Below are 21859 nucleotides of genomic sequence, written 5' to 3'. Positions count from 1 at the left end.
TCACCAACGCACATTAGGATAACTTCATGAACACCTCTCACCTTGGTGGCACGTTTACCCCTATCGGCACATCGTTGAATCTGAAGCGAATGGGCTATGGCACCATGCAATTACCCGGCCCGCACGTCTGGGGTCCACCACGCGACAAGGACGCCGCTCTGGCAGTACTGCGCGAAGTGATCGCTCTGGGTGCCAATCACATCGACACAGCCGAATTCTATGGTCCGAGCGTATCCAACCAACTCATCCACGAAGCGTTGTCACCTTATTCCGGTGGCCTGACGATCGTTACCAAAGTCGGTTTCGTGCGTGGTGGCAATGCATCTTGGGTACCCGATCTTACGCCGAATGGGCTCAAACGTGCCGTGTATGAGAATCTCACCAGCCTCGGTCTGGAAACGCTCGATGTTGTCAATCTGCGACTGGGCGGCGTACAAGGGCCGGGCGATCGATCGGTAGCCGAATCAGTGGAAACGCTTGTTGAATTTCAGCGGAAAGGCCTGATTCGTCACATTGGCCTGAGTAATGTCTCACCCACGCAATTCGCCGAAGCCAAGTCGATAACGACAATCGTGTGTGTTCAGAATCAATATAATTTGGTCAGGCGTGACGACGATGAATTCATTGATGCTCTGGCAGCACAAGGGGTGGCCTATGTTCCCTTCTTCCCACTGGGTGGGTTTTCGCCGCTGCAATCGTCGATCCTTTCGCAAGTGGCTAACGAAGCCGGAGCGACACCAAAGCAGGTTGCATTAGCATGGCTACTGCAGCGCTCTCCTAACATTTTGGTCATCGCTGGAACATCATCTACGACACACCTCCGAGAGAATTTTGCGGCAGCAGACCTCGTATTGTCACGCGAGCAGATCGCTAAGCTTAATCGTATTTCGCAACAGGTAGATTAATTGCATCTTAGGTGGCAGGTGTCTTTAGTGAGAAACCGCCGCCATTCAAAATGGGCTATAAATGGCGTTAGGTGGATAACCCGAATTCAGTTTTTACTGTATCCCTGAAAATGCCATCAACGACTTATGTTGCTCCAACAATTATTCATCATCGCGTTCCTTTCTTGCCCGCTGACGTTCGTAGAACTCATCTTCAGCTGCAATGATTTCATCAATCACTGAATCCATATCCACTTCATGCGGCGTTTCGACGAAGAGACCGGTTAGCGCTGTTTCTGGTGTTAATTTTCCGTCTTCATATAACATCCAGATTTCTTTCGCATACCGTGTTTGCAATAATTGTGGCGCGAACTGACCGTAGTAAGCGGTGATGTTATTAACATCACGTGCAAACATTGATTCAGCAAGGTTGTTGGCGGCGGCGTCCACTGCTTGTGGCAAATCGATAATTACCGGTCCTTGCGCATCAAGCAGCACGTTAAACTCCGATAAATCACCATGTACAATGCCTGCACACAACATGCGAACGATATTGCGGATCATGGTATCGAAATCAGCAATTGCGCTTTCTTCCGTCAGAGCCACATCGCTAAGGCGTGGAGCAACAGCGCCTTCACCATCAGTGACCAGCTCCATCAATAACACACCACCAATGCAAATATAGGGTTGTGGTACGCGAACACCGGCATTAGCAAGACGGAACAATGCATCGACTTCCGCCGTTTGCCAGGATTCTTCTTGTTGCTTGCGTCCAAATTTTGAGTTTTTTTGCATTGCACGGGCATTACGCGTATTGCGGAATTTACGTCCTTCCTGGTACTGCACTGCCTGTTTAAAGCTACGTTGCATTGCTTCTTTGTAAACTTTGGCACACTGAATGTTGTCACCACATAAAACAGTGTAAACATCCGCTTCCTTGCCGCTTTTCAGGCGTTGGAGCACAACGTCGATCAGACCATCGTCGACCAGAGGTTGGAGTCTGCTTGGGATTTTCATGCGGCTTTATACCTTATTTCAGCCGCTTTTCGTATCAATAACAAAGATCGTGATACTGGAAAAAATGGCAGAGTCTGAAGAAAGATTTTAATCTTACCAATAATCACCGGATTTTGCTGATCCCTTCCCCGCTTCGATCACGTTCTTTGCTTCATTCAGCCGTTCGGATTAGGCCGAACCCTCTACCATGCCATACAAACGTGGTGCTTGGTGATGCGAAAAATTGCCAGATGGTGCCAAGCCAAAACCGCATTTATGAGGGCTTAGGGTAGCTTTGATGCTTTTGGGTATCCGCCAGAGCGTCCCTCCCATCGCCAGCGGCAGCAATAACCTGATGGATGACAGGAAACCTTGACGGAGACATCATCCACCCTATATAGTTGAGTGATAACTCACTCATTAATATGTGCAGGAATATGGCGCGTCCCCTCAGTGAAGAAAAACGACAGGCATTGCTCGATGCAGCGGCGGACTTCGTCGCCGCCTTAGGCACTGCCGCGTCTACGGCCAAGATCGCAAAGGCCGCTGGCGTTTCCGAGGGAACCCTGTTCACTTACTTTCCAACCAAAGATGATCTGCTCAATCAGCTCTTTGTGGAAATCGAGACTGACCTCACAGAGACAATGCTGGCTCCATATCCCACGTACACCTCAGCTAAAGACCGACTATTCGCAGTCTGGAACCGTCTGATCGATTGGGGACTGAAGCAAGCCACCGCGCGCAAAGCCCTTCGCCAGTTGAAGGTGTCCGATCGCGTGACGGCGGAAAGCCGAAGCCAATGCCATGCCATGCAGTTGAGTGCGCGTGCGATGGTGGTAGAGTGTCTTGCAGGCCATGCCGCGTCTGACAGAATAGCTTTCTACATCGATACCATTCTCTTCGACTTGGCCGACATCAGCATCAACGCGATCACAGCCAAACCCGAGGAAAGTGATGCCATCCGACAGGCTGGGTTCGACCTGTTCTGGAACGGGTCTGCAGCTTAATTTTTTAACCAATAAATGAGTATGTAATTACTCATTAATAAGGAATAACAAATGTCGATTAGCAAGGGTTTCACCGAAGCAGATGTTCCGGACCAGTCCGGCAAGACCTTCATCGTCACGGGTGCCAATGCAGGCGTCGGTTTCGAGATCGCTCGCGTTCTTGCCATCCATTGCGCACGGGTCCTGCTTGGCTGCCGCGATCAGGCCAAGGGAGAAGATGCGATCGCCCAAATTCGAAAGATCGCGCCCGCCAGTGACCTGGCATGGCTGCCGCTCGATCTTAGCGATCTTGATTCCGTGCGAGCGGCAGTCGAAATCGTTGGGAAAGAACCGCGCCTCGACGGACTGATCAACAATGCCGGCGTCATGAATCCCCCGCTGATGCGAACCAAGCAGGGATTCGAACTGCAATTCGGCGTCAATCATCTCGGTGTCTTCGCGCTGACCAGCCTGCTGCTACCCAAGCTCACCGAGACGCTAGGGTCACGCGTGGTCGTGACGTCAAGCGTTTCACACCTGAAGGCTAGGATCGACTGGGACGATCTGAACGCCGATAGGAGCTATCAAAAGAATGATCGCTACGGCGCCAGCAAGCTCGCCAGCGCGCTGTTCTTCTTCGAACTGGATCGTCGGCTGCGCGCAGCGAAGTCACCTGTCACGGTCCTCGGCGTCCACCCTGGCATTGCGGCCACGAGCCTTGGTCGTCACATGGGACTTGCCCAGATCGCAGGCCCGATTGTTGGCCTGTTGCTCAACAGCGCCGATAAGGGTGCTTGGCCGGCACTTCTGGCCGCGACCGGCAAGGTGAAGCCGGGAGGCTATTACGGCCCTACCGGCTTTGGCGGAATACGCGGTGTGGCCGGCGAGGCGAAACGCGCGCCGCACGCCGAAGATCCAGCACTTGCGAAGCGACTGTGGGAGGTCTCGGTGACGATGACGGGGGTCGATCCCGTCCTCCCGCCCACATGATTTCAAACACGGTGCGGTATCGCGCCGCAACTGCTGCCCTCTCTTCAAATAGAAAAGGTGATTATATTTCGGAAAAAATTTGGTTTATTACGGGTGCCTCACGCGGTTTTGGCCGCATCTGGGCAGAAGACGCTCTTAAGGCTGAGCTATGGAAAGAGACTCACTCGACCTGAGCGACATAGTATCAACTACCAAGCATGGCATCAGATTCATTCGATCCCCTCAACCATGCCATAAAAAAGGTGCCTGGTGGTGCCAAAATTTGCCAATCATTACTAAACATAAAAAAAAGCCCGAAATTACGCGGGCTTAGCTATGTTTAATGTCTGTCAGTGCCGGCTATTCCGGACGCGAGATCATTCCCACTCAATCGTCGCCGGTGGCTTACCCGATACGTCGTAAACGACGCGGGAAATGCCTTCGACTTCGTTGATGATGCGGTTGGAGACGCGGCCGAGGAAGTCGTATGGCAAGTGTGCCCAGTGTGCGGTCATAAAGTCGATGGTTTCTACCGCGCGCAGCGCGACAACCCAATCGTATTTACGGCCATCGCCCATCACGCCCACGGAACGTACCGGCAGGAAGACGGTGAATGCCTGACTGACCTTGTTGTACAAGTCGGCTTTGTGCAGCTCTTCGATAAAGATCGCATCCGCACGACGCAGCAGGTCACAGTACTCTTTCTTCACTTCACCCAGTACGCGCACGCCCAGACCCGGGCCTGGGAACGGATGGCGGTACAGCATGTTGTACGGCAGACCCAGTTCCAGACCGATCTTACGCACTTCGTCTTTGAACAGCTCTTTCAGCGGCTCAACCAGACCCAGCTTCATCTCTTTCGGCAGGCCACCCACGTTGTGGTGTGACTTGATCACGTGCGCTTTGCCGGTCGCAGAAGCGGCAGATTCGATCACGTCTGGGTAGATCGTGCCTTGCGCCAGCCATTTCACGTCAGTTTGCTTGCTGGCTTCTTCATCGAACACTTCAACGAACACGCGACCGATGATTTTACGCTTGGCTTCTGGCTCATCTTCACCCGCCAGCTCGCTCAGGAAGCGCTCTTCCGCAGCAACGTGAACAATGTTCAGACCGAACTGATCGCCGAACATTTCCAGCACCTGATCGGCTTCGTTCAGGCGCAGCAGGCCGTTATCGACAAACACGCAGGTCAGACGATCGCCAATCGCACGGTGCAACAGCATCGCGGTAACGGAAGAATCCACGCCGCCAGACAGACCCAGAATCACGTGATCGTTGCCTACCTGCTCACGAATACGGTTCACCGCATCGTCGATGATCTTGGCTGGCGTCCACAGTGCTTCGCACTGGCAGATATCAAGAACAAAACGCTCCAGCATGCGCTGGCCCTGACGGGTGTGCGTCACTTCCGGGTGGAACTGCACGCCGTAAAAACGCTTCTCTTCGTTAGCCATGATGGCAAACGGACAGGTATCGGTGCTGGCAACGGTTTCAAACCCTTCTGGGATGGCCGTCACTTTGTCGCCGTGGCTCATCCAGACATCCAGCAGCGGTGCGCCAGCGGCGCTCAACGCATCCTGAATATCACGCACCAGTGCGCTATCCGTTTTCACTTCTACCTGCGCATAACCAAACTCACGCTCGTTGGAACCCTCAACGTGGCCCCCCAACTGCATCGCCATCGTCTGCATGCCATAGCACACACCTAATACCGGTACGCCAGCATTGAAAACGTATTCTGGCGCACGCGGGCTGCCAAACTCGGTGGTGCTTTCCGGGCCGCCAGACAGGATGATCCCGTTCGGATTAAACCCACGAATCTGTGCTTCCGTGACATCCCATGCCCACAGTTCACAGTAAACGCCCAGTTCACGCACGCGACGTGCAACCAATTGCGTGTACTGTGAGCCGAAATCCAGAATAAGAATGCGGTGTTGATGAATGTTTTGAGTCATGAGGAGCATGTTCCAAAAAGCAAAAGACAAAAGCGAAAAGTAAACCCAGCTAACCGCTCGGCCTTATGTAAAGGCAGAGCGGCGCGAAATAGTACAGGGTTTATTGCGTTAAATCACCTTATGAACCCATACGGTAGTTCGGCGACTCTTTAGTAATGGTAACGTCGTGAACGTGACTTTCCTGAATGCCAGCACCGCTGATGCGTACAAACTCAGCCTGCGTGCGCAATACATCGATAGTCGCGCAACCGGTCAGACCCATGCAAGAGCGCAAGCCGCCCATCTGCTGGTGAACGATCTCTTTCAGGCGGCCTTTATAGGCTACGCGACCTTCGATACCTTCCGGCACCAGTTTGTCGGCGGCATTATCGGTCTGGAAGTAACGGTCTGATGAGCCTTTGGACATTGCGCCCAGTGAACCCATACCACGATAAGATTTGAATGAACGACCTTGATACAGTTCGATTTCACCTGGGGATTCTTCCGTACCCGCCAGCATCGAACCGACCATGACACACGCCGCGCCTGCTGCGATGGCTTTAGCGATGTCGCCGGAGAAGCGGATACCGCCATCGGCAATGACCGGAATTCCTGTGCCTTCCAGCGCTTCAACCGCATCAGAGATAGCCGTAATCTGCGGTACACCCACGCCCGTCACGATACGGGTCGTACAGATAGAGCCAGGGCCGATACCCACTTTCACTGCACTAACGCCCGCTTCAACCAGCGCTTTTGCACCTGCGCCCGTTGCCACGTTGCCGCCGATGATGTCGAGGTTCGGGTATTTAGCACGTGTTTCACGAATGCGCTGCAATACGCCTTCGGAATGGCCGTGTGAGGAGTCGATCAGCAGAACGTCAACGCCTGCAGCAACCAGGGCATCAACACGCTCTTCATTACCTGCACCTGCGCCAACTGCCGCGCCTACGCGCAGACGACCGTGTGCGTCTTTACACGCGTTCGGTTTACGTTCTGCTTTCTGGAAATCTTTTACCGTGATCATGCCGATCAGGTGGAATTGGTCATCAATCACCAGCGCTTTTTCAACGCGTTTTTCGTGCATTTTTTGCAGCACGACATCACGCGCTTCGCCTTCTTTGACCGTGACCAGACGTTCTTTTGGCGTCATGAATGCACTAACCGGCTTTTCCAAATCGGTAACAAAACGCACGTCACGACCGGTGATGATACCGACCAGTTCGTTGTCTTTTGCCACAACAGGATAGCCAGCGAAGCCGTTGCGCTCGGTCAGCGCTTTCATTTCACGCAGAGTGGTTTCTGGCGTCACGGTTTGTGGATCAACCACCACGCCGCTTTCGTGTTTTTTCACGCGGCTAACTTCTTCAGCCTGACGCTCAATGGACATATTTTTGTGAATAAAGCCCAGACCGCCTTCCTGCGCCAGCGCAATAGCCAAGCCGGATTCGGTAACGGTATCCATCGCTGCGGACAGCATAGGAATATTCAGGCGGATGTTTTTCGTCAACTGCGTGGACAGATCGGCAGTGTTGGGCAGAACAGTAGAATGGGCGGGAACTAGGAGGACGTCGTCAAACGTCAGTGCTTCTTTAGCGATACGTAGCATGGGCAATATCTCACCAAGGTGGATGTAAGAATAGATAAAATATTGCCGTGGCATTCTACAGGGCGTAATCGGTTGCCTCCAGCATTATTTTACTAAAATGCTTGATTACCTTTTTCAGGTAGGTAGTATCGATCAATTAAGTGACTGTTTTAAAATTTGATCTGGCTCACAATGTCTCAATTTCCCTCCTCTGCAATTTTTACCGTTAGCCGCCTGAATCAGACGGTTAGACAACTGTTGGAAATGGAAATGGGCCAGATTTGGCTCTCCGGCGAAATCTCCAACCTCTCTCAGCCATCATCCGGCCACTGGTATTTCACGCTAAAAGACGAACGTGCGCAGGTGCGCTGTGCGATGTTCCGCACCAGCAACCGCAAAGTGACGTTCCGCCCGCAAAACGGTCAGCAAGTGCTGATTCGGGCGAGCATCACGCTATATGAACCCCGCGGCGACTATCAGCTACTAGCAGAAAGCATGCAGCCCGCTGGCGATGGCCTGCTACAGCAGCAGTTTGAACAGCTCAAGCAGCGCCTCGCTGCCGAAGGGCTGTTCGACCAGCAGTTTAAGCAGGTTCTGCCCTCTCCCGCCAAACAGGTCGGTGTGATTACGTCAGCCAGCGGTGCCGCCCTGCACGATATTTTGCAGGTGTTGCAGCGCCGCGATCCGTCGCTGCCGGTGATCGTATACCCCACGTCGGTGCAAGGCGCGGAAGCACCGCTACAGATTGTTCGCGCCATCGAACTGGCTAACCAGCGGGATGAGTGTGACGTATTAATCGTCGGGCGCGGCGGCGGTTCGCTGGAAGATCTGTGGAGCTTTAATGACGAACGGGTCGCCCGCGCTATCTTCGCCAGCCGCATTCCTATCGTCAGCGCCGTCGGCCATGAAACCGATGTCACCATCGCCGATTTCGTCGGCGACCTGCGTGCTCCCACGCCGTCGGCAGCTGCCGAGTTAGTGAGTCGTAACCAACTGGAGCTATTGCGCCAGATACAGTCCCAGCGCCAGCGTCTGGAAATGGCGATGGATTATTACCTTGCCCAGCGCAATCGGGACTTTACCCGTCTGCACCACCGTTTGCAGCAGCAACATCCGCAGCTGCGACTGGCGCGTCAGCAAGCACTGCTGGTTAAACTGCGTCAGCGGTTGGATGACGCCATGCAGCAGCAGCTTCGGCAGACCTCGCGCCGAAGTGAACGCTTACAACAGCGTCTGATGCAACAGCAGCCGCAAACCCGCATTCATCGTGCGCAGCAGCGTTTGCAGCAGCTTAGCTATCAGATGCAAAGCGCTGTAGAACGTCAGTTGAATCAGAACAAGCAGAAGCTAGGCATCGCCTGTTCGCGGCTGGAAGGCGTTAGCCCGCTGGCGACGCTGGCACGTGGCTATAACATCACCACCGCCCCAGATGGTAAAGTGCTGAAAAACGTCGCGCAAATTTCCCTCGGCGAAACGCTGAAAACCCGTTTGCAGGACGGCTGGGTAGAAAGCCAGGTCACAACACTGGCTACGAATCCAGAATCAGCGAAAAAGCGGCGAAAATCCTCATCCCCGACGCCAAAATAACGCGAACAGCATAAAATACGTGAATGGGGATTGGTCCTAAAAAAACAGCGTTCCCCCATTCTTACCCCCGGCATCTGAACTATACTCATTCCCTGCTCACTAATTTATATCCACCGTTTTCACTACACGGGTTCCGACTTCTGTGCGGTGGGCGGGATAAAAAAACAGTGAGCTTTGTTGATCGTCTGTGTTACCCCTGATGAGCGTTTTCAAGGAGATGAGGTATGAAGTCCAGACCGATTTGTAGCGTGATCCCCCCTTACATTTTGCATCGCATTATCGCAAACGGCACAGACGAACAGCGCCACTGTGCGCAACAAACGCTGATGCACGTTCAGTCATTGATGGTTAGCCACAATCCGCGCCCAAAACCCCATGAGAAATTACCCGCTGGGCAGGTAAATCGCAGTATTCACGATGCCGAACAGCAACAACAGTTGCCCGGCAAGCAGGTGCGTGCGGAAGGCCAACCCAGCAACGGCGATATCGCCGTCGATGAGGCCTATAACTATCTGGGTATCACTTACGATTTCTTCTGGAAAATTTTCCAACGTAACTCGCTGGATGCCGAGGGGCTGCCGCTGGCTGGCACAGTCCATTACGGTCAGGATTACCAGAATGCTTTCTGGAACGGGCAACAGATGGTGTTCGGAGATGGCGACGGCAAAATCTTTAATCGTTTCACGATTGCGCTTGATGTGGTCGCGCATGAACTCACGCACGGCATCACCGAAAACGAAGCAGGTCTGATTTATTTCCGCCAGTCCGGTGCGCTAAATGAATCGCTGTCCGATGTTTTTGGCTCCATGGTCAAGCAGTATCATTTGGGGCAAACCGCTGAGCAGGCCGATTGGCTTATCGGTGACGAGCTTCTGGCCGATGGTATTCACGGCATGGGGTTGCGGTCAATGTCTCATCCGGGCACGGCATATGATGATGAGTTGCTCGGTATCGACCCCCAGCCCTATCACATGAACGAGTATGTGAACACGCGCGAAGACAACGGCGGCGTACACTTGAATTCAGGCATCCCCAACCGGGCATTCTATCTGACAGCCATCGCATTGGGCGGCTATTCATGGGAAAAAGCGGGTCGCATCTGGTACGACACGCTGTGTGATAAAACGCTGCCGCAAAATGCAGATTTCGAAATTTTCGCACGCTACACCCTTCAACATGCCGCTAAACGCTTTAACCACACTGTTGCCGATATCGTCCGGCAGTCGTGGGAAACAGTCGGGGTAGAGGTCCGGCAGGTGTTCTTATGAAAACGCTGCCGGCACTCAACGACGATGCCATCATTGAGCTGGCGCGTGAAGGGGGATTTGCCTTTATCCCAAAGCTGGCAGGGCCGCGACGCTTCGCGCTCGCCAGCGTACCGCCATCCGAACGGGAGAGGATTTGTAACGCGATCCGTCATGCCGTTCCTCAGGCTCGCGAACCCGGTAAACCAGACAGCCTTGGGCGTGGCGACCAGTTCTATTACCGCATCCACATCAGCTACAGCCAACCGCAACAGAATCACTATACCGATGTCATCCTGCTGATCCCCGAAGACACTGCGCCACCGGAGCTGACTGAGCTATGGCGCAACGGCGTACAGGAGTAACCATTGATTAAGTAATAATGGATTTAATCGACAGGTGCGTAGCTGAACACGACTCGCTGTTTGGAAATCATCCCGTGCTGCTGGCAAAAATAATCCACCGCACCGCAGGCTTTCAGTTCCTGTAGCGAGTGCTTACATTCAGGGCAAGCAGCCTCACGCAGATAATGTAATTGGCAGTCCTCACATAAAAACGAACCATCAGGCTGCCACAGCATCACGTGGTGACAGCCAGGACAAAGCGCATCCATCTTTTTCCTCCATGTTGCTACCAATAACGCGTGATGGTCAGACGCTAAATCACGCCCAGTGAACGTAAAAAGTAGAGCCCCAGCGCAATCATAAAGAAGGCCCCTACCGTGGTCAGCCCAATGATATTAGCCGCAAGCGTCGCGTTTCCCCCCATCGCCCGCGTCATCGCATAGCTACCTGCTGCGGTTGGCGTTGAAGAAAACAGAAAAATGATTCCCAGCTCAACACCGCGGAAACCAACAAGCCATCCGCCCAGTGTGAGTAAACCAGGCACAACGAATACCTTCGCCACAGAAGAAAGCACGGCAACATTGGACGAACGGAACATACTACGCCACTCCAGACTGGCACCAGCACAGAGTAACGCCAGCGGCAGCGCCATGGCGGAAATAAAACCGCCCGTTTGTTTAATCACGCCTGGCATCGGCAGTTGGCTTTGTCCATAGGCAGCCCCCAGAAGTAGACCAATAATCAGCGGGTTTGTCACAATACCCCGCAGCAGTTGGCTTACCGGAATCTTCTGTTCGGGCGATTGCCGCTGCAAGCTGCGCGTCAGCGTAATGACAGACAGCGCGTTAAACATAATGACCGTCACCATCAAATACAACGAGCCGATAGCAATGCCTTCATCGCCATAGGCACTCATGGCAAAAGCCAGCCCCATCACGCCAGTATTCGACCGGAACCCGCCTTGTACGAAGATGCCACGTTCTTTCGGATCCTTAACTAGCCTCGTCGCCGCAAGCTCCAGAAGCAGAAATGTTGCCAATGTTCCGACTGTGCCATAAACCACCAGCGGCCACTGACTTACAAAAGACTGTTGATTACTGGCAACACTAAAAAACAAGAGGCAGGGAAGAGAAACGTTGAACACCACCCGCATTGCCGTATCACAAAACGCATCATTTAGCAGATTGAGTTTGCGCAATGCGATACCCATAAACAACATCAATAAATTGGGCATCGTGACGTTGAACGCAAAACTCCAGGTTTCCCAGGACATGACTTTCCTTGATGAGTATTTGTTTTGTTAAAATGGTCGTTTTATTAAAAATGGTTCGTTTTGTTAACGACGACTCTTTTCGTCTCTAACAAAACGGGGCGAATATCGCTATTCGCCCCGTAAATAAATCACTTACTTTTTTTAAGATGCGACATCAAACGCTTACGCTTACGTAGCTGGTTTGGTGTCAGCGTGTTGCGCTTGTCCGCAAAGGGATTTTCCCCTTCTTTAAACTGAATACGAATCGGCGTGCCCATCACTTCCAGCGAACGACGATAGTAGTTCATTAGGTAGCGCTTGTAGGAATCCGGCAGGTCTTTCACCTGATTCCCGTGGATCACCACGATCGGCGGGTTATAACCACCGGCGTGCGCATATTTCAGCTTCACGCGGCGACCGCGCACCAGCGGCGGCTGGTGATCGTCTGATGCCATTTGCATGATACGGGTCAACATAGCCGTACTGACGCGACGCGTGGCGCAAGAATAGGCTTCGGTTACCGACTCAAACAGGTTACCCACGCCGCTGCCGTGTAGCGCAGAAATAAAGTGAATGCGGGCAAAATCGATAAAGCCGAGACGCAGATCTAGCATATCTTTCACCTGATCGCGCACTTCCTGCGACAGGCCATCCCACTTGTTCACCACGATCACCAGTGAGCGCCCACTATTGAGGATAAAGCCCAGTAGCGAGAGATCCTGATCGGAAATACCTTCACGTGCATCAATAACCAGCAGGACTACGTTGGCATCTTCAATCGCCTGCAACGTCTTGATCACGGAGAATTTTTCTACCGTTTCGGTCACTTTACCGCGTTTACGTACCCCCGCAGTATCAATCAGAACGTATTCACGTTCGTCACGCACCATCGGGATGTAGATACTGTCACGCGTCGTACCCGGCATGTCATACACCACCACGCGCTCTTCACCTAGAATACGGTTAGTCAGCGTGGATTTGCCCACATTCGGACGCCCGACAATCGCCAGTTTGATCGGCAAATCTTCAGGGTTGAAATCGTCTTCTGCTTCTTCTGAGCTGGCCTTATCTTCCGCTTCTAAAGCAGCCCAGTAAGCCGCGTTCTCTTCTTCTTCGGTTAACTCAACCGGCTCTTCTATTTCATCCTGGACGAACGGCAGCAAAACCGTTTCCAGCAGTGACGTCACGCCACGGCCATGAGACGCTGCGATCGCGTAAACTTCACCCATACCGAGCGAGTAGAAATCCGCCGTGACCGTATCTGGGTCAAGGCCATCGGTCTTATTGGCGACCAGCACCGTGGTTTTTTTACGGCTGCGCAAATGCTTGGCAATGCCTTCATCCGCAGGCATCAACCCGGCGCGAGCATCCACCATGAACAGCACAATATCCGCTTCTTCAATCGCGACCAGCGATTGACCCGCCATACGTGTTTCCACACCATCTTCTGTGCCGTCGATGCCACCGGTATCGACGATAATAAACTCATGCCCTTCCACTTCTGCACGACCATACTTGCGGTCACGAGTCAGCCCTGGAAAATCCGCCACTAATGCATCACGAGTGCGCGTTAAGCGGTTAAATAGCGTGGATTTCCCCACATTCGGGCGCCCGACCAGCGCGACGACAGGTATCATTGTTACAACCTCATTACTTATATTTCAATACGTTACAGCGAAATACTCGCTGACGATAAAAAGACGAAACGGCCCCTGATAATGTCAGGAGCCGTTATACGAGCACACCCAAAACGCTGTGCTCCAAATCAATACGGGTTACTTAGCGAGTGAACGCGTAGACATCACCGTTTTTCGCCTGAATCAGCAGCTTATCGCTGGCAACCACAGGCTTGCTCAGGAAGCCCGAGCTATCCACTTTTTGCTGCGCCACGAAGCGACCATCCGCCGTATTCAGCCAGTGCAGATACCCTTCGGTATCGCCGACAACCAGATAACCATTATACAGTGCAGGAGCCGTTAAGTTACGGTGCAGCAGATCGCTTTGACGCCACAGGCTCACGCCGCCGTTGGTATTCAGTGCAACAACACGATCGTCCTGATCGACCAGATAGATGCGGTCGCCGTCAATGATGAAATCATGCACTGAACCCAGTTCACGCTTCCACAGAACCTGACCAGAACGCAGATCCAGCGCGGTCATGTTGCCATTGTAACCCAGCGCATAAACCACTTCGCCCGCGACCACTGGCGTGGTGTCGACATCGTTCAGACGATCGATTTCAGTTGCACCACTCGGCTGTGAAATACGCTGTTGCCAAATGAGCTGACCCTGATTGATCATCACGGCGTTCACACGACCGTTGTCCCCCCCCACAATCGCCGCACCAAATGCGGTTGTCGGGGCAGATTCACCGCGCAGAGACAGCGTCGGCATATCTAAGTTGACGCTCCACTTGATTGCGCCATCTGCTTCATTCAATGCCTGCAACATGCCGTTGCTGGTGTGAATCAGCACTACACCGTCGCTGACGACAGAGCGAGACAACGCTTCGCCAGCCACTTTGGTCTGCCATACTGGCGTACCATCTTCCGCATTCAGCGCATAAACCTGCGCTCTTTCGCTGCCGACATAGACATGGTTACCAGAAACCGTTACGCCGCCGGACAGCAACGCTGGATTATTGCGGGAGAAGAAATTGGTCTTCTCTGACAGATCCGCGCGCCAAATCTCTTTGCCGTCACTCAGATCCATCGCTTTCACGGTGCCACGACGATCGGCCGCAAAAACGCGATTATCCTGCCATGCGGGGTGAAGATTGGAATAAAACTCACCAATCCCGCTCCCAACCGAGCTGTTCCACACCTTGGTTGGCGTGAACTGGTTTTCCACCTGCGGCAGTGGAGACATAGTGACAACATCTTCTTCGCTGTTAAACAGCGAGCATCCGCTCAGCAGGGCAACAGAAACCAGTCCTACCAAAAGTGTTTTACGCAATTGCATGGAATTCCTCTTAGCTGGACAGGTTATTCAGTTTCATACGCAGTAACGCTTGCTGTGCCTGCGATGGATTGGAAGACAACCCTTTGTTGTAGGCATCACGCGCAGCCTGATTATCCCCTTTGCTCACCAGAATATCACCACGCACTTCCGCAGCCTGTGACGCCCAGCCTTCCAGCTTGATGGCATCCAATGTTTTCAGCGCGTCATCCGCTTTGTTTTCCTGTAGCTGAACCCGCGCCAGACGCAGATTCACTACCGCCAGCAGGTCGGCATCTTTAGTCTGCGACTGCGCCTGTACTAGCTGCTGCGCTGCTTTAGCAAAATCTTTCTGATCAACGTAATGACGAGCCAGTTCCAGAGAAGCCAGCGCGCCATAGGTATTCTTATTCTCAGCCGTAAATTTCTCGGTTGCCGTAATCGCGTCGGCTTTGCCTTCTGCCAATTGCTCCGTCACCTGCTGATAAGATGCCGATGCCGCCATCACGCTGTCATTTTGATGGCTTTGCCAGAAACGCCAGCCAACCAGTGCGCCGACGCCTAGCACAACACCGACAACTAACGCCTTTCCGTTCTCCGCGAGGAAGCGACGTAGTGCATCAACCTGTTCATTCTCTGTGGTATAGACTTCCACGGTGTCTCTCTCCTCAATCCAGTAACGTTGCCAGCCGCGATGCGACGTCGGCCTGTGCCAATGTATCCTGCTCGCCATTGCTCAGGTTTTTAACCACAACCTGACCAGCCGCCACTTCATTTTCGCCTAATACTAATGCGACGCGTGCGCCCCATTTATCAGCACGGGCGAATTGCTTCTTAAAGTTGCCACCACCGTAGTTGGTCATCAGTTTCAACTGCGGCAACGCGTCACGTAATTTCTCCGCCAGTTGCATTGCCGCAACCTGAGTTCCCACACCGGAAGAGACCAGATAAACATCCACGGTCGGCGGCGCGCTGAAATCTGGGTTCACTGACTGCACTAGCAATACCAAACGCTCTAGGCCCATAGCAAAACCGACCGCTGGCGTCGCGTGTCCGCCCAGCTGTTCCACCATACCATCATAACGCCCACCGGCACAGACCGTGCCCTGCGCGCCCAGACTGGTGGTCACCCACTCAAATACGGTGCGGTTATAGTAATCCAAACCACGAACCAGACGCGGATTAACGGTATATGGGATGCCGGACTGCGTTAAAAGTTCACCCAGCGCCTCAAAGTGTGCACGCGATTCATCATCCAGATAGTCCGTCAATACTGGTGCATCATTCAGCAACACCTGAATCTGCGGATTTTTCGTATCCAGAACGCGCAGCGGGTTGGTGTACATCCGGCGCAGGCAGTCTTCATCCAGCTGATCTTTATGCTGTTCGAGGAACGCCACCAGCGCTTCGCGATAGCGCGCGCGCGCGTCTAACGAACCAATCGAGTTCAGTTCCAGCTTCACATGATCGGCGATGCCCAGCACACGCCACCAGCGGGCCGTCATCAGGATCAGTTCGGCATCAATATCCGGCCCTTGCAGACCAAACACTTCACAGCCCAACTGATGGAATTGGCGATAGCGCCCTTTCTGCGGACGCTCGTAGCGGAACATCGGGCCGACATACCACAGTCGCTGTTCCTGATTATAGAGAATACCGTGCTCAATACCGGCGCGGACGCAGCCAGCCGTCCCTTCCGGGCGCAGAGTCAGGCTATCGCCATTGCGATCGTCAAAGGTATACATCTCTTTTTCGACGACATCGGTCACTTCACCGATAGCGCGCTTAAACAGCGGCGTTTGCTCGACAATCGGCAAACGAATTTCATTATAGCCGTAGCCGCTGAGCACCTGTTTCAGGCTGTTTTCAATACGCTGCCACAATGCCGTTTCGGCTGGCAGGTAATCGTTCATGCCACGGATGGCTTGAATATTTTTTGCCACGTCAGTTCTCTATGCGTTTTTCAAAAAATAAACCCGATTATAGAGGGATTGTCGTCGCATCTTCAATGCGGGGCATCCCCATCGGGTTCAGTAATCGTGAATTAGGCGGGTGACGGCAGACCGTCACGCCGTCAGAGTTACTTATCTACCAGATTGACGGTAATACGCTGATTTTCGTCCATCATGGAGGCTTTCGCGCGGATCTTGGCTTCTAACTGATCGATCATCTGTTCGTTATCGAAGCGCTCTCTCTGCCGCACGCCGTCTTCATAGAAGCCGCTCTTGTTGTGTCCACCCGTAACACCAATCGTGGACACCAGCGCTTCGCCCGGACCATTCACCACACAGCCGATAATCGACACATCCATCGGCGTAATAATGTCTTCCAGTCGTTGTTCCAGCGCATTTACCGTCCCGATCACGTCAAATTCCTGACGAGAGCAGGTCGGGCAAGCAATAAAGTTGATTCCGCGCGCACGAATGCGCAGCGATTTCAGGATATCGAAACCGACTTTCACTTCTTCAACTGGATCGGCCGCCAGCGAGATACGCAGCGTGTCACCAATACCTTCAGACAACAGCAGACCGAGGCCGATAGCCGATTTCACCGCGCCGCTACGTGCGCCACCCGCTTCGGTGATACCAAGGTGCAGCGGCTGATCGATACGCGCCGCCAGCAGACGATAGGATTGCACGGCAAGGAAAACGTCCGAGGCTTTGACACTGACTTTAAACTGATCGAAGTTCAGACGATCGAGAATATCGACATGGCGCATTGCTGATTCCAGCAGCGCTTCTGGCGTTGGTTCCCCGTATTTTTCCTGCAAATCTTTTTCCAGCGAACCGCCGTTAACGCCAATGCGGATCGGGATATTGTTGTAACGCGCGCAGTCGACAACCGAGCGGATGCGCTCTTCGTTACCAATATTGCCGGGGTTGATACGCAGACAGTCGACGCCGTACTCAGCAACTTTCAACGCGATACGGTAGTCAAAGTGGATGTCGGCGACGAGCGGCACATTCACCTGCTGTTTGATAAGCTTAAAAGCTTCCGCCGCATCCATGGTTGGCACAGAGACGCGGACGATATCGACACCAACACGTTCCAACGCTCTGATTTGGTTAACGGTAGCTTCAACGTCGGTGGTTCGGGTGTTGGTCATGGATTGCACCGCAATCGGCGCACCATCACCAACAGGCACCTTGCCGACGTAAATCCGTGTTGATTTTCGACGGGTTATGGGTGCAGCGTTATGCATTACTTCATCTCCAACATTGCAGTCTTACCTGAACAACACGTTATTCTGCGGTCAGCGTCAGGCGTGCAACCTGGCTGCTACGCACAAATTGGCTTAAATCAACCGGCTTGCCTTGAAATTGAATTTGTACCGCAGCAGGCGCACCAATTTTAAGTTTATAGGGTGACAGACCATCCAGATTCAGTGTGCCGCCATTACGCTGCATACCGCTGAACAGCTTCTTACCGCTGGCATCCGTGACTTCCAGCCAGCAATCGGCCGTGAAAGTCATCACCACAGCATGAGGCGCAGAGACAAGATTGCTTTGCACTACCGTACCCGCAGCGGGTGCAATGGCCCCAGCACCCAATAGAACATTGCCCGCAGCCTGTGGCTGTACGCCGTTCGCGTGTGAAGGAGATTGGCTGGACGGTGCAGTTGCAGAAGCAGGCGTTGAAAGTGTCGCAGCGGCAGTAGCAGAAAGATCAACTGGCGTAGAAGATGCCGCTGGAGAGTCCGTCGTCGCCGTTTCCTGCGCTACGCTGTTGTCCACCAGTGGAACGGACTGCCCTTCCGTCTGTGCCTGCATCGAACTGGCGTGATCGACCATACTGTTGATTTCCGCCTGCTGAGCCTGATGGTTTTGCCACCACCATGCGCCCGTTAGCCCCAGAACAACCAGCACGACCAGCCAGGTGATTGTCATCAACCAGCCATCACGCTTTTTGCGGCTTTTTTTCAGCGAAAAACTCTGCATCGGCGAGACGGAGATCGTTTTAGGGATGGTCTGCTTATCCACGATGGGAAGCAGTTCATCTTCGGGTAAATGAACCAGCTTGGCATAAGAACGGATATAGCCGCGCAGAAAGGTCGGCGCTAAATCGGCAGGCGTCGTACCGTCTTCAATATCGCGAACGGTGGTAATTTTAAGGCACAAACGCTCAGCAATCGCTTGCTGAGTGAGCCCAAGGCGTTCACGCGCCTCACGCAGACGTTCGCCGGGTAGTTTTGCTTCTGTTTTATCTTGGGTGGCTTCAGTATTCATTAGCTAAGAAATGCTGGTACTGTTTAGATTGTGGAAAACTTCGCGCCAGCACGTTGCCATAACGTTCTTTATCGCCATCATGGCCCGCTAACGCGGCGAAACGAATCTGTAACCATAAGCTTTCGGCACTGGCCGGAAGACTATGCTGATAAACATCAAGCAGCAGCCGCGCTTGCTCATTTTTCCCGGCAGCAAACTGTTGGTTTACTTCCGCCAGCAAGGCACTGCCTTTCGTCGGGTCATACTTCAGCGCCCGACTCAATAAATTGCGCGCGTCTTCAGTCTGTCCGGCATTGAAAAAGCAGTATCCCGCATTTTCCAACGCATCAGCAACCTGACTGTAATCAGGAAGTTGTGCAGCCGCGCTAAACTGTCGCTGAGCCGCTACATACTGCCCTAAACTACACAGAAACGCACCGTAATTATTCATGACGCTGCCATTTTCCGGCGCCATGTTCAACACATGCTGATAACGCTGTTCAGCCAGACGGTTTTCACCTATCCGCTGCTCGTAAAGCGCCATCCCCAATTGTGTTCGATAATCCTGCGGAGCAATCGCTACCGCTTTCTCAAGATTCTGCCGAGCCGAATCCAGATTATTGTGCGCCAGATAGGTCAACCCTAACTGCAAGCGGGTTTGGGCGACCGCGGGATTTGTTGTCTCCTGAGGCGATTTCACACACCCTACCGACAACAGCACCACGACCAGGCCACTCAGCCAATACATTCCCTGTGATAAAGACATTCCTTGTAATAAAGAAAGCCCCTGTGATAGTGGCTTTGCCATCCGTGTTCCCTCGCCTTGTCGTCTTTGTCAGACATCCTGACCAGCGAGGTTACCTGAATATAACCAGGGTGACAGTCAGACCTGACAACAACGCGGCGCGCCTCGCAATTTGCTCACTTTTGCCCTGCAAATTACCTCAGCGAACGACATCGGGTTAACGCTTCCGCATTAACCCGCGCCTATTTGCTATCAGACCGCTTTCACCGCGATAGGTTCACCGGCCAATTTCTTCTTCAGCGTACGTTTGGTTCTGTCTACGACTTCACCAGCCAGTTGACCGCAGGCAGCATCAATGTCATCCCCACGGGTCTTACGTACGATCGTCGTGAAGCCATACTCCATTAGTACCTTGGAGAAACGGTCAACGCGGCTGTTTGAGCTGCGGCCATACGGCGCGCCGGGGAACGGGTTCCACGGAATCAGGTTGATTTTGCACGGCGTATCTTTCAGGCATTCCGCCAGTTGATGCGCGTGCTCGGTACCGTCATTGATATGATCCAACATCACATATTCAACGGTAACACGCCCCTGATTCGCATTGGATTTTTCAAGATAGCGACGTACCGCGCTCAGGAACATCTCAATATTGTACTTTTTGTTGATCGGCATGATGTCGTTGCGGATGTCGTCGGTCGGCGCATGCAGAGAAATCGCCAGCGCAACATCGATCATATCGCCCAGTTTATCCAACGCAGGCACCACGCCTGAAGTGGACAGCGTCACACGGCGCTTGGACAAACCAAAGCCGAAGTCATCCAGCATGATTTCCATCGCAGGCACCACGTTAGTCAGGTTCAGCAACGGTTCGCCCATGCCCATCATCACGACGTTGGTAATTGGACGCTGACCAGTGACTTTAAACGCACCGATGATCTTCGCCGCACGCCACACCTGGCCGATGATTTCCGATACGCGCAGGTTACGGTTAAAACCCTGCTGCGCCGTTGAGCAGAATTTGCACTCCAGCGCACAGCCTACCTGAGACGACACACACAGCGTGGCGCGATCTTCTTCTGGAATATAAACCGTTTCGACACGCTGACCGCCCACCAGTATCGCCCACTTGATGGTGCCGTCGGAAGAGCGTTGCTCGTCCACTACTTCAGGGGCGCGAATTTCAGCGATCTCCTGCAATTTGCTGCGGAAGACTTTGTTAATATCCGTCATCTGGTTGAAGTCATCACAGCAGTAGTGATAAATCCATTTCATGACCTGATCGGCGCGGAACGGTTTCTCTCCCATCGACATGAAGAGGTCACGCATTTGCTGGCGGTTAAGATCCAACAGGTTGATTTTTTCCGCACTGACTTTGACGGATTGAGAGACATCAGCGGACGCCGGAGAGAATTCGGACACGGTTTGCTCGGATACGGTAGTGTTAGATGCGGTAGTGTTAGATGCCGTCGTTTCAGACACGACGGTTTCAGACGCGATTTGCTTAGACATTGTCAATCCTGGCCTCGTTATTACACGTTATGGCGCTAAAAAGAAGGTTGAATTCGATGGTTATGACCAAAGAAACGCCCCAGATAAGTGCAGGCTCATCCGGGGCGCAGCATTGTACAAAGTTTAAAACAGGTAAGCTACCATCACCGCTTTTTTTCTGTGTCATTACGTCGACACGGCGCACTAACGCAACGAAAAAGAAGCAACATCACACGCGCTAACCTGTTTATCACGCGCAAGATTACGCGCGCGCGCAGATTTCGTCATCGCTGAAGAAATAAGCGATTTCACGCTGAGCGGATTCGATAGAGTCAGAACCGTGTACCGCGTTCGCCGTGAAGCTGTCCGCGTAATCAGCACGCAGCGTTCCCGCCAGTGCGTTTGCTGGGTTAGTAGCGCCCATGATGTCACGGTTACGTTGGACAGCGTTTTCACTTTCCAGCACCTGCACCATGATCGGGCCAGACATCATGAATTCGACCAGGCCATCAAAGAACGGCTTGCCTTTATGCTCAGCGTAAAACCCTTCCGCTTGCTCACGGCTCAGACGCAGCATTTTAGCCGCAACAATGGTAAAACCAGCGCTTTCAAAGCGTGCGTAAATCGCACCGATGGCATTTTTAGCAACCGCGTTAGGTTTTACGATGGAGAAGGTACGTTCTATCGTCATATTGACCTCATT

The 21859-nt window shown here is 53.0% G+C and carries 20 protein-coding genes; 6 read left to right on the top strand and 14 right to left on the bottom strand.

What is annotated here, in order from left to right:
* Positions 1-26 precede the first annotated feature (26 nt).
* On the top strand, positions 27-905 hold the full coding sequence (locus IG609_RS05705) for an aldo/keto reductase family oxidoreductase (RefSeq protein WP_193398735.1): 879 nt from the start codon (positions 27-29) through the stop codon (positions 903-905).
* 141 nt (positions 906-1046) lie between these two features.
* On the opposite strand, the gene IG609_RS05700 is transcribed toward IG609_RS05705, so the two are convergent.
* The gene (locus IG609_RS05700) at positions 1047-1901 is read right to left on the bottom strand and encodes a PA4780 family RIO1-like protein kinase (protein WP_193398736.1); all 855 of its coding nucleotides are present in this window, start codon (positions 1899-1901) and stop codon (positions 1047-1049) included.
* A 416-nt stretch (positions 1902-2317) separates the two neighbouring features.
* Between IG609_RS05700 and IG609_RS05695 the strand changes: the two genes are divergently transcribed.
* Together IG609_RS05695 and IG609_RS05690 are read left to right on the top strand one after the other, a co-directional pair.
* The gene (locus tag IG609_RS05695) at positions 2318-2887 is read left to right on the top strand and encodes a TetR/AcrR family transcriptional regulator (protein ID WP_193398737.1); all 570 of its coding nucleotides are present in this window, start codon (positions 2318-2320) and stop codon (positions 2885-2887) included.
* A gap of 51 nt (positions 2888-2938) precedes the next feature.
* On the top strand, positions 2939-3856 hold the full coding sequence (locus IG609_RS05690) for an oxidoreductase (RefSeq protein WP_193398738.1): 918 nt from the start codon (positions 2939-2941) through the stop codon (positions 3854-3856).
* A 356-nt stretch (positions 3857-4212) separates the two neighbouring features.
* Here the strand turns inward: IG609_RS05690 and guaA are convergent, their stop codons facing one another.
* The gene (guaA, locus tag IG609_RS05685; protein ID WP_193400212.1) at positions 4213-5790 is read right to left on the bottom strand and encodes a glutamine-hydrolyzing GMP synthase; all 1578 of its coding nucleotides are present in this window, start codon (positions 5788-5790) and stop codon (positions 4213-4215) included.
* Positions 5791-5908: 118 nt separating this feature from the next.
* Positions 5909-7375, bottom strand: coding sequence for an IMP dehydrogenase (gene guaB, locus IG609_RS05680; protein ID WP_193400215.1), 1467 nt, complete (start codon positions 7373-7375; stop codon positions 5909-5911).
* 171 nt (positions 7376-7546) lie between these two features.
* Between guaB and xseA the strand changes: the two genes are divergently transcribed.
* The 3 genes from xseA to IG609_RS05665 all read left to right on the top strand — a co-directional run bounded on the left by xseA (position 7547) and on the right by IG609_RS05665 (position 10550).
* A complete protein-coding gene (xseA, locus tag IG609_RS05675; RefSeq protein ID WP_193400218.1) occupies positions 7547-8941 on the top strand; it encodes an exodeoxyribonuclease VII large subunit in 1395 nt (464 codons plus the stop codon).
* 224 nt (positions 8942-9165) lie between these two features.
* Positions 9166-10209 carry a M4 family metallopeptidase gene (locus IG609_RS05670; RefSeq protein WP_193400220.1) on the top strand — a complete coding sequence of 348 codons (1044 nt, stop codon included), beginning with the start codon at positions 9166-9168 and terminating at the stop codon, positions 10207-10209.
* A complete protein-coding gene (locus IG609_RS05665; RefSeq protein WP_193400222.1) occupies positions 10206-10550 on the top strand; it encodes a protealysin inhibitor emfourin in 345 nt (114 codons plus the stop codon). Before IG609_RS05670 ends, IG609_RS05665 begins: the two co-directional genes overlap by 4 nt.
* A 23-nt stretch (positions 10551-10573) precedes the next feature.
* Here IG609_RS05665 and IG609_RS05660 read toward each other — a convergent pair whose 3' ends face one another.
* From IG609_RS05660 to ndk, 11 genes are all read right to left on the bottom strand, one after another.
* Complete coding sequence (locus IG609_RS05660; protein ID WP_193400224.1) at positions 10574-10798, bottom strand: zinc ribbon domain-containing protein; 225 nt, start codon at positions 10796-10798, stop codon at positions 10574-10576.
* Between the two features lie 44 nt (positions 10799-10842).
* Positions 10843-11802, bottom strand: a complete 960-nt coding sequence (locus IG609_RS05655; RefSeq protein WP_116156087.1) for an AEC family transporter — start codon at positions 11800-11802, stop codon at positions 10843-10845.
* 128 nt (positions 11803-11930) lie between these two features.
* Entirely contained in the window at positions 11931-13418 is a 1488-nt protein-coding gene (gene der / locus IG609_RS05650) for a ribosome biogenesis GTPase Der (protein ID WP_193400225.1), read from the bottom strand.
* A 142-nt stretch (positions 13419-13560) separates the two neighbouring features.
* On the bottom strand, positions 13561-14742 hold the full coding sequence (gene bamB, locus IG609_RS05645; RefSeq protein ID WP_193400227.1) for an outer membrane protein assembly factor BamB: 1182 nt from the start codon (positions 14740-14742) through the stop codon (positions 13561-13563).
* 10 nt (positions 14743-14752) lie between these two features.
* Complete coding sequence (locus IG609_RS05640) at positions 14753-15373, bottom strand: YfgM family protein (RefSeq protein ID WP_010302828.1); 621 nt, start codon at positions 15371-15373, stop codon at positions 14753-14755.
* Positions 15374-15386: 13 nt separating this feature from the next.
* Positions 15387-16661 carry a histidine--tRNA ligase gene (gene hisS, locus IG609_RS05635; protein WP_193400229.1) on the bottom strand — a complete coding sequence of 425 codons (1275 nt, stop codon included), beginning with the start codon at positions 16659-16661 and terminating at the stop codon, positions 15387-15389.
* A 137-nt stretch (positions 16662-16798) separates the two neighbouring features.
* Complete coding sequence (ispG, locus tag IG609_RS05630) at positions 16799-17920, bottom strand: flavodoxin-dependent (E)-4-hydroxy-3-methylbut-2-enyl-diphosphate synthase (protein WP_193400231.1); 1122 nt, start codon at positions 17918-17920, stop codon at positions 16799-16801.
* Between the two features lie 40 nt (positions 17921-17960).
* Positions 17961-18944, bottom strand: coding sequence for a cytoskeleton protein RodZ (gene rodZ / locus IG609_RS05625; RefSeq protein ID WP_193400233.1), 984 nt, complete (start codon positions 18942-18944; stop codon positions 17961-17963).
* A complete protein-coding gene (pilW, locus tag IG609_RS05620; RefSeq protein ID WP_226374101.1) occupies positions 18934-19731 on the bottom strand; it encodes a type IV pilus biogenesis/stability protein PilW in 798 nt (265 codons plus the stop codon). Before pilW ends, rodZ begins: the two co-directional genes overlap by 11 nt.
* Before the next feature lie 189 nt (positions 19732-19920).
* Positions 19921-21177, bottom strand: coding sequence for a dual-specificity RNA methyltransferase RlmN (rlmN, locus tag IG609_RS05615; protein ID WP_193400235.1), 1257 nt, complete (start codon positions 21175-21177; stop codon positions 19921-19923).
* Between the two features lie 241 nt (positions 21178-21418).
* Positions 21419-21847: a nucleoside-diphosphate kinase gene (ndk, locus tag IG609_RS05610; protein WP_010280064.1), complete on the bottom strand. Its 429-nt coding sequence runs from the start codon at positions 21845-21847 to the stop codon at positions 21419-21421.
* Between the last annotated feature and the right edge of the window lie 12 nt (positions 21848-21859).

Source organism: Pectobacterium quasiaquaticum, from assembly GCF_014946775.2.
GTDB classification, from domain to species: domain Bacteria; phylum Pseudomonadota; class Gammaproteobacteria; order Enterobacterales; family Enterobacteriaceae; genus Pectobacterium; species Pectobacterium aquaticum.
This window is presented reverse-complemented; position numbering and strand designations above follow the sequence as displayed.

What these genes read in the sequence shown, in the direction of transcription:
- IG609_RS05705 (WP_193398735.1), top strand. Translation starts at nt 27, where the DNA reads ATGAACACCTCTCACCTTGGTGGCACGTTTACCCCTATCGGCACATCG.
- IG609_RS05700 (WP_193398736.1), bottom strand. Translation starts at nt 1,901, where the DNA reads ATGAAAATCCCAAGCAGACTCCAACCTCTGGTCGACGATGGTCTGATC.
- IG609_RS05695 (WP_193398737.1), top strand. Translation starts at nt 2,318, where the DNA reads ATGGCGCGTCCCCTCAGTGAAGAAAAACGACAGGCATTGCTCGATGCA.
- IG609_RS05690 (WP_193398738.1), top strand. Translation starts at nt 2,939, where the DNA reads ATGTCGATTAGCAAGGGTTTCACCGAAGCAGATGTTCCGGACCAGTCC.
- guaA (WP_193400212.1), bottom strand. Translation starts at nt 5,790, where the DNA reads ATGACTCAAAACATTCATCAACACCGCATTCTTATTCTGGATTTCGGC.
- guaB (WP_193400215.1), bottom strand. Translation starts at nt 7,375, where the DNA reads ATGCTACGTATCGCTAAAGAAGCACTGACGTTTGACGACGTCCTCCTA.
- xseA (WP_193400218.1), top strand. Translation starts at nt 7,547, where the DNA reads ATGTCTCAATTTCCCTCCTCTGCAATTTTTACCGTTAGCCGCCTGAAT.
- IG609_RS05670 (WP_193400220.1), top strand. Translation starts at nt 9,166, where the DNA reads ATGAAGTCCAGACCGATTTGTAGCGTGATCCCCCCTTACATTTTGCAT.
- IG609_RS05665 (WP_193400222.1), top strand. Translation starts at nt 10,206, where the DNA reads ATGAAAACGCTGCCGGCACTCAACGACGATGCCATCATTGAGCTGGCG.
- IG609_RS05660 (WP_193400224.1), bottom strand. Translation starts at nt 10,798, where the DNA reads ATGGATGCGCTTTGTCCTGGCTGTCACCACGTGATGCTGTGGCAGCCT.
- IG609_RS05655 (WP_116156087.1), bottom strand. Translation starts at nt 11,802, where the DNA reads ATGTCCTGGGAAACCTGGAGTTTTGCGTTCAACGTCACGATGCCCAAT.
- der (WP_193400225.1), bottom strand. Translation starts at nt 13,418, where the DNA reads ATGATACCTGTCGTCGCGCTGGTCGGGCGCCCGAATGTGGGGAAATCC.
- bamB (WP_193400227.1), bottom strand. Translation starts at nt 14,742, where the DNA reads ATGCAATTGCGTAAAACACTTTTGGTAGGACTGGTTTCTGTTGCCCTG.
- ispG (WP_193400231.1), bottom strand. Translation starts at nt 17,920, where the DNA reads ATGCATAACGCTGCACCCATAACCCGTCGAAAATCAACACGGATTTAC.
- rodZ (WP_193400233.1), bottom strand. Translation starts at nt 18,944, where the DNA reads ATGAATACTGAAGCCACCCAAGATAAAACAGAAGCAAAACTACCCGGC.
- pilW (WP_226374101.1), bottom strand. Translation starts at nt 19,731, where the DNA reads ATGGCAAAGCCACTATCACAGGGGCTTTCTTTATTACAAGGAATGTCT.
- rlmN (WP_193400235.1), bottom strand. Translation starts at nt 21,177, where the DNA reads ATGTCTAAGCAAATCGCGTCTGAAACCGTCGTGTCTGAAACGACGGCA.
- ndk (WP_010280064.1), bottom strand. Translation starts at nt 21,847, where the DNA reads ATGACGATAGAACGTACCTTCTCCATCGTAAAACCTAACGCGGTTGCT.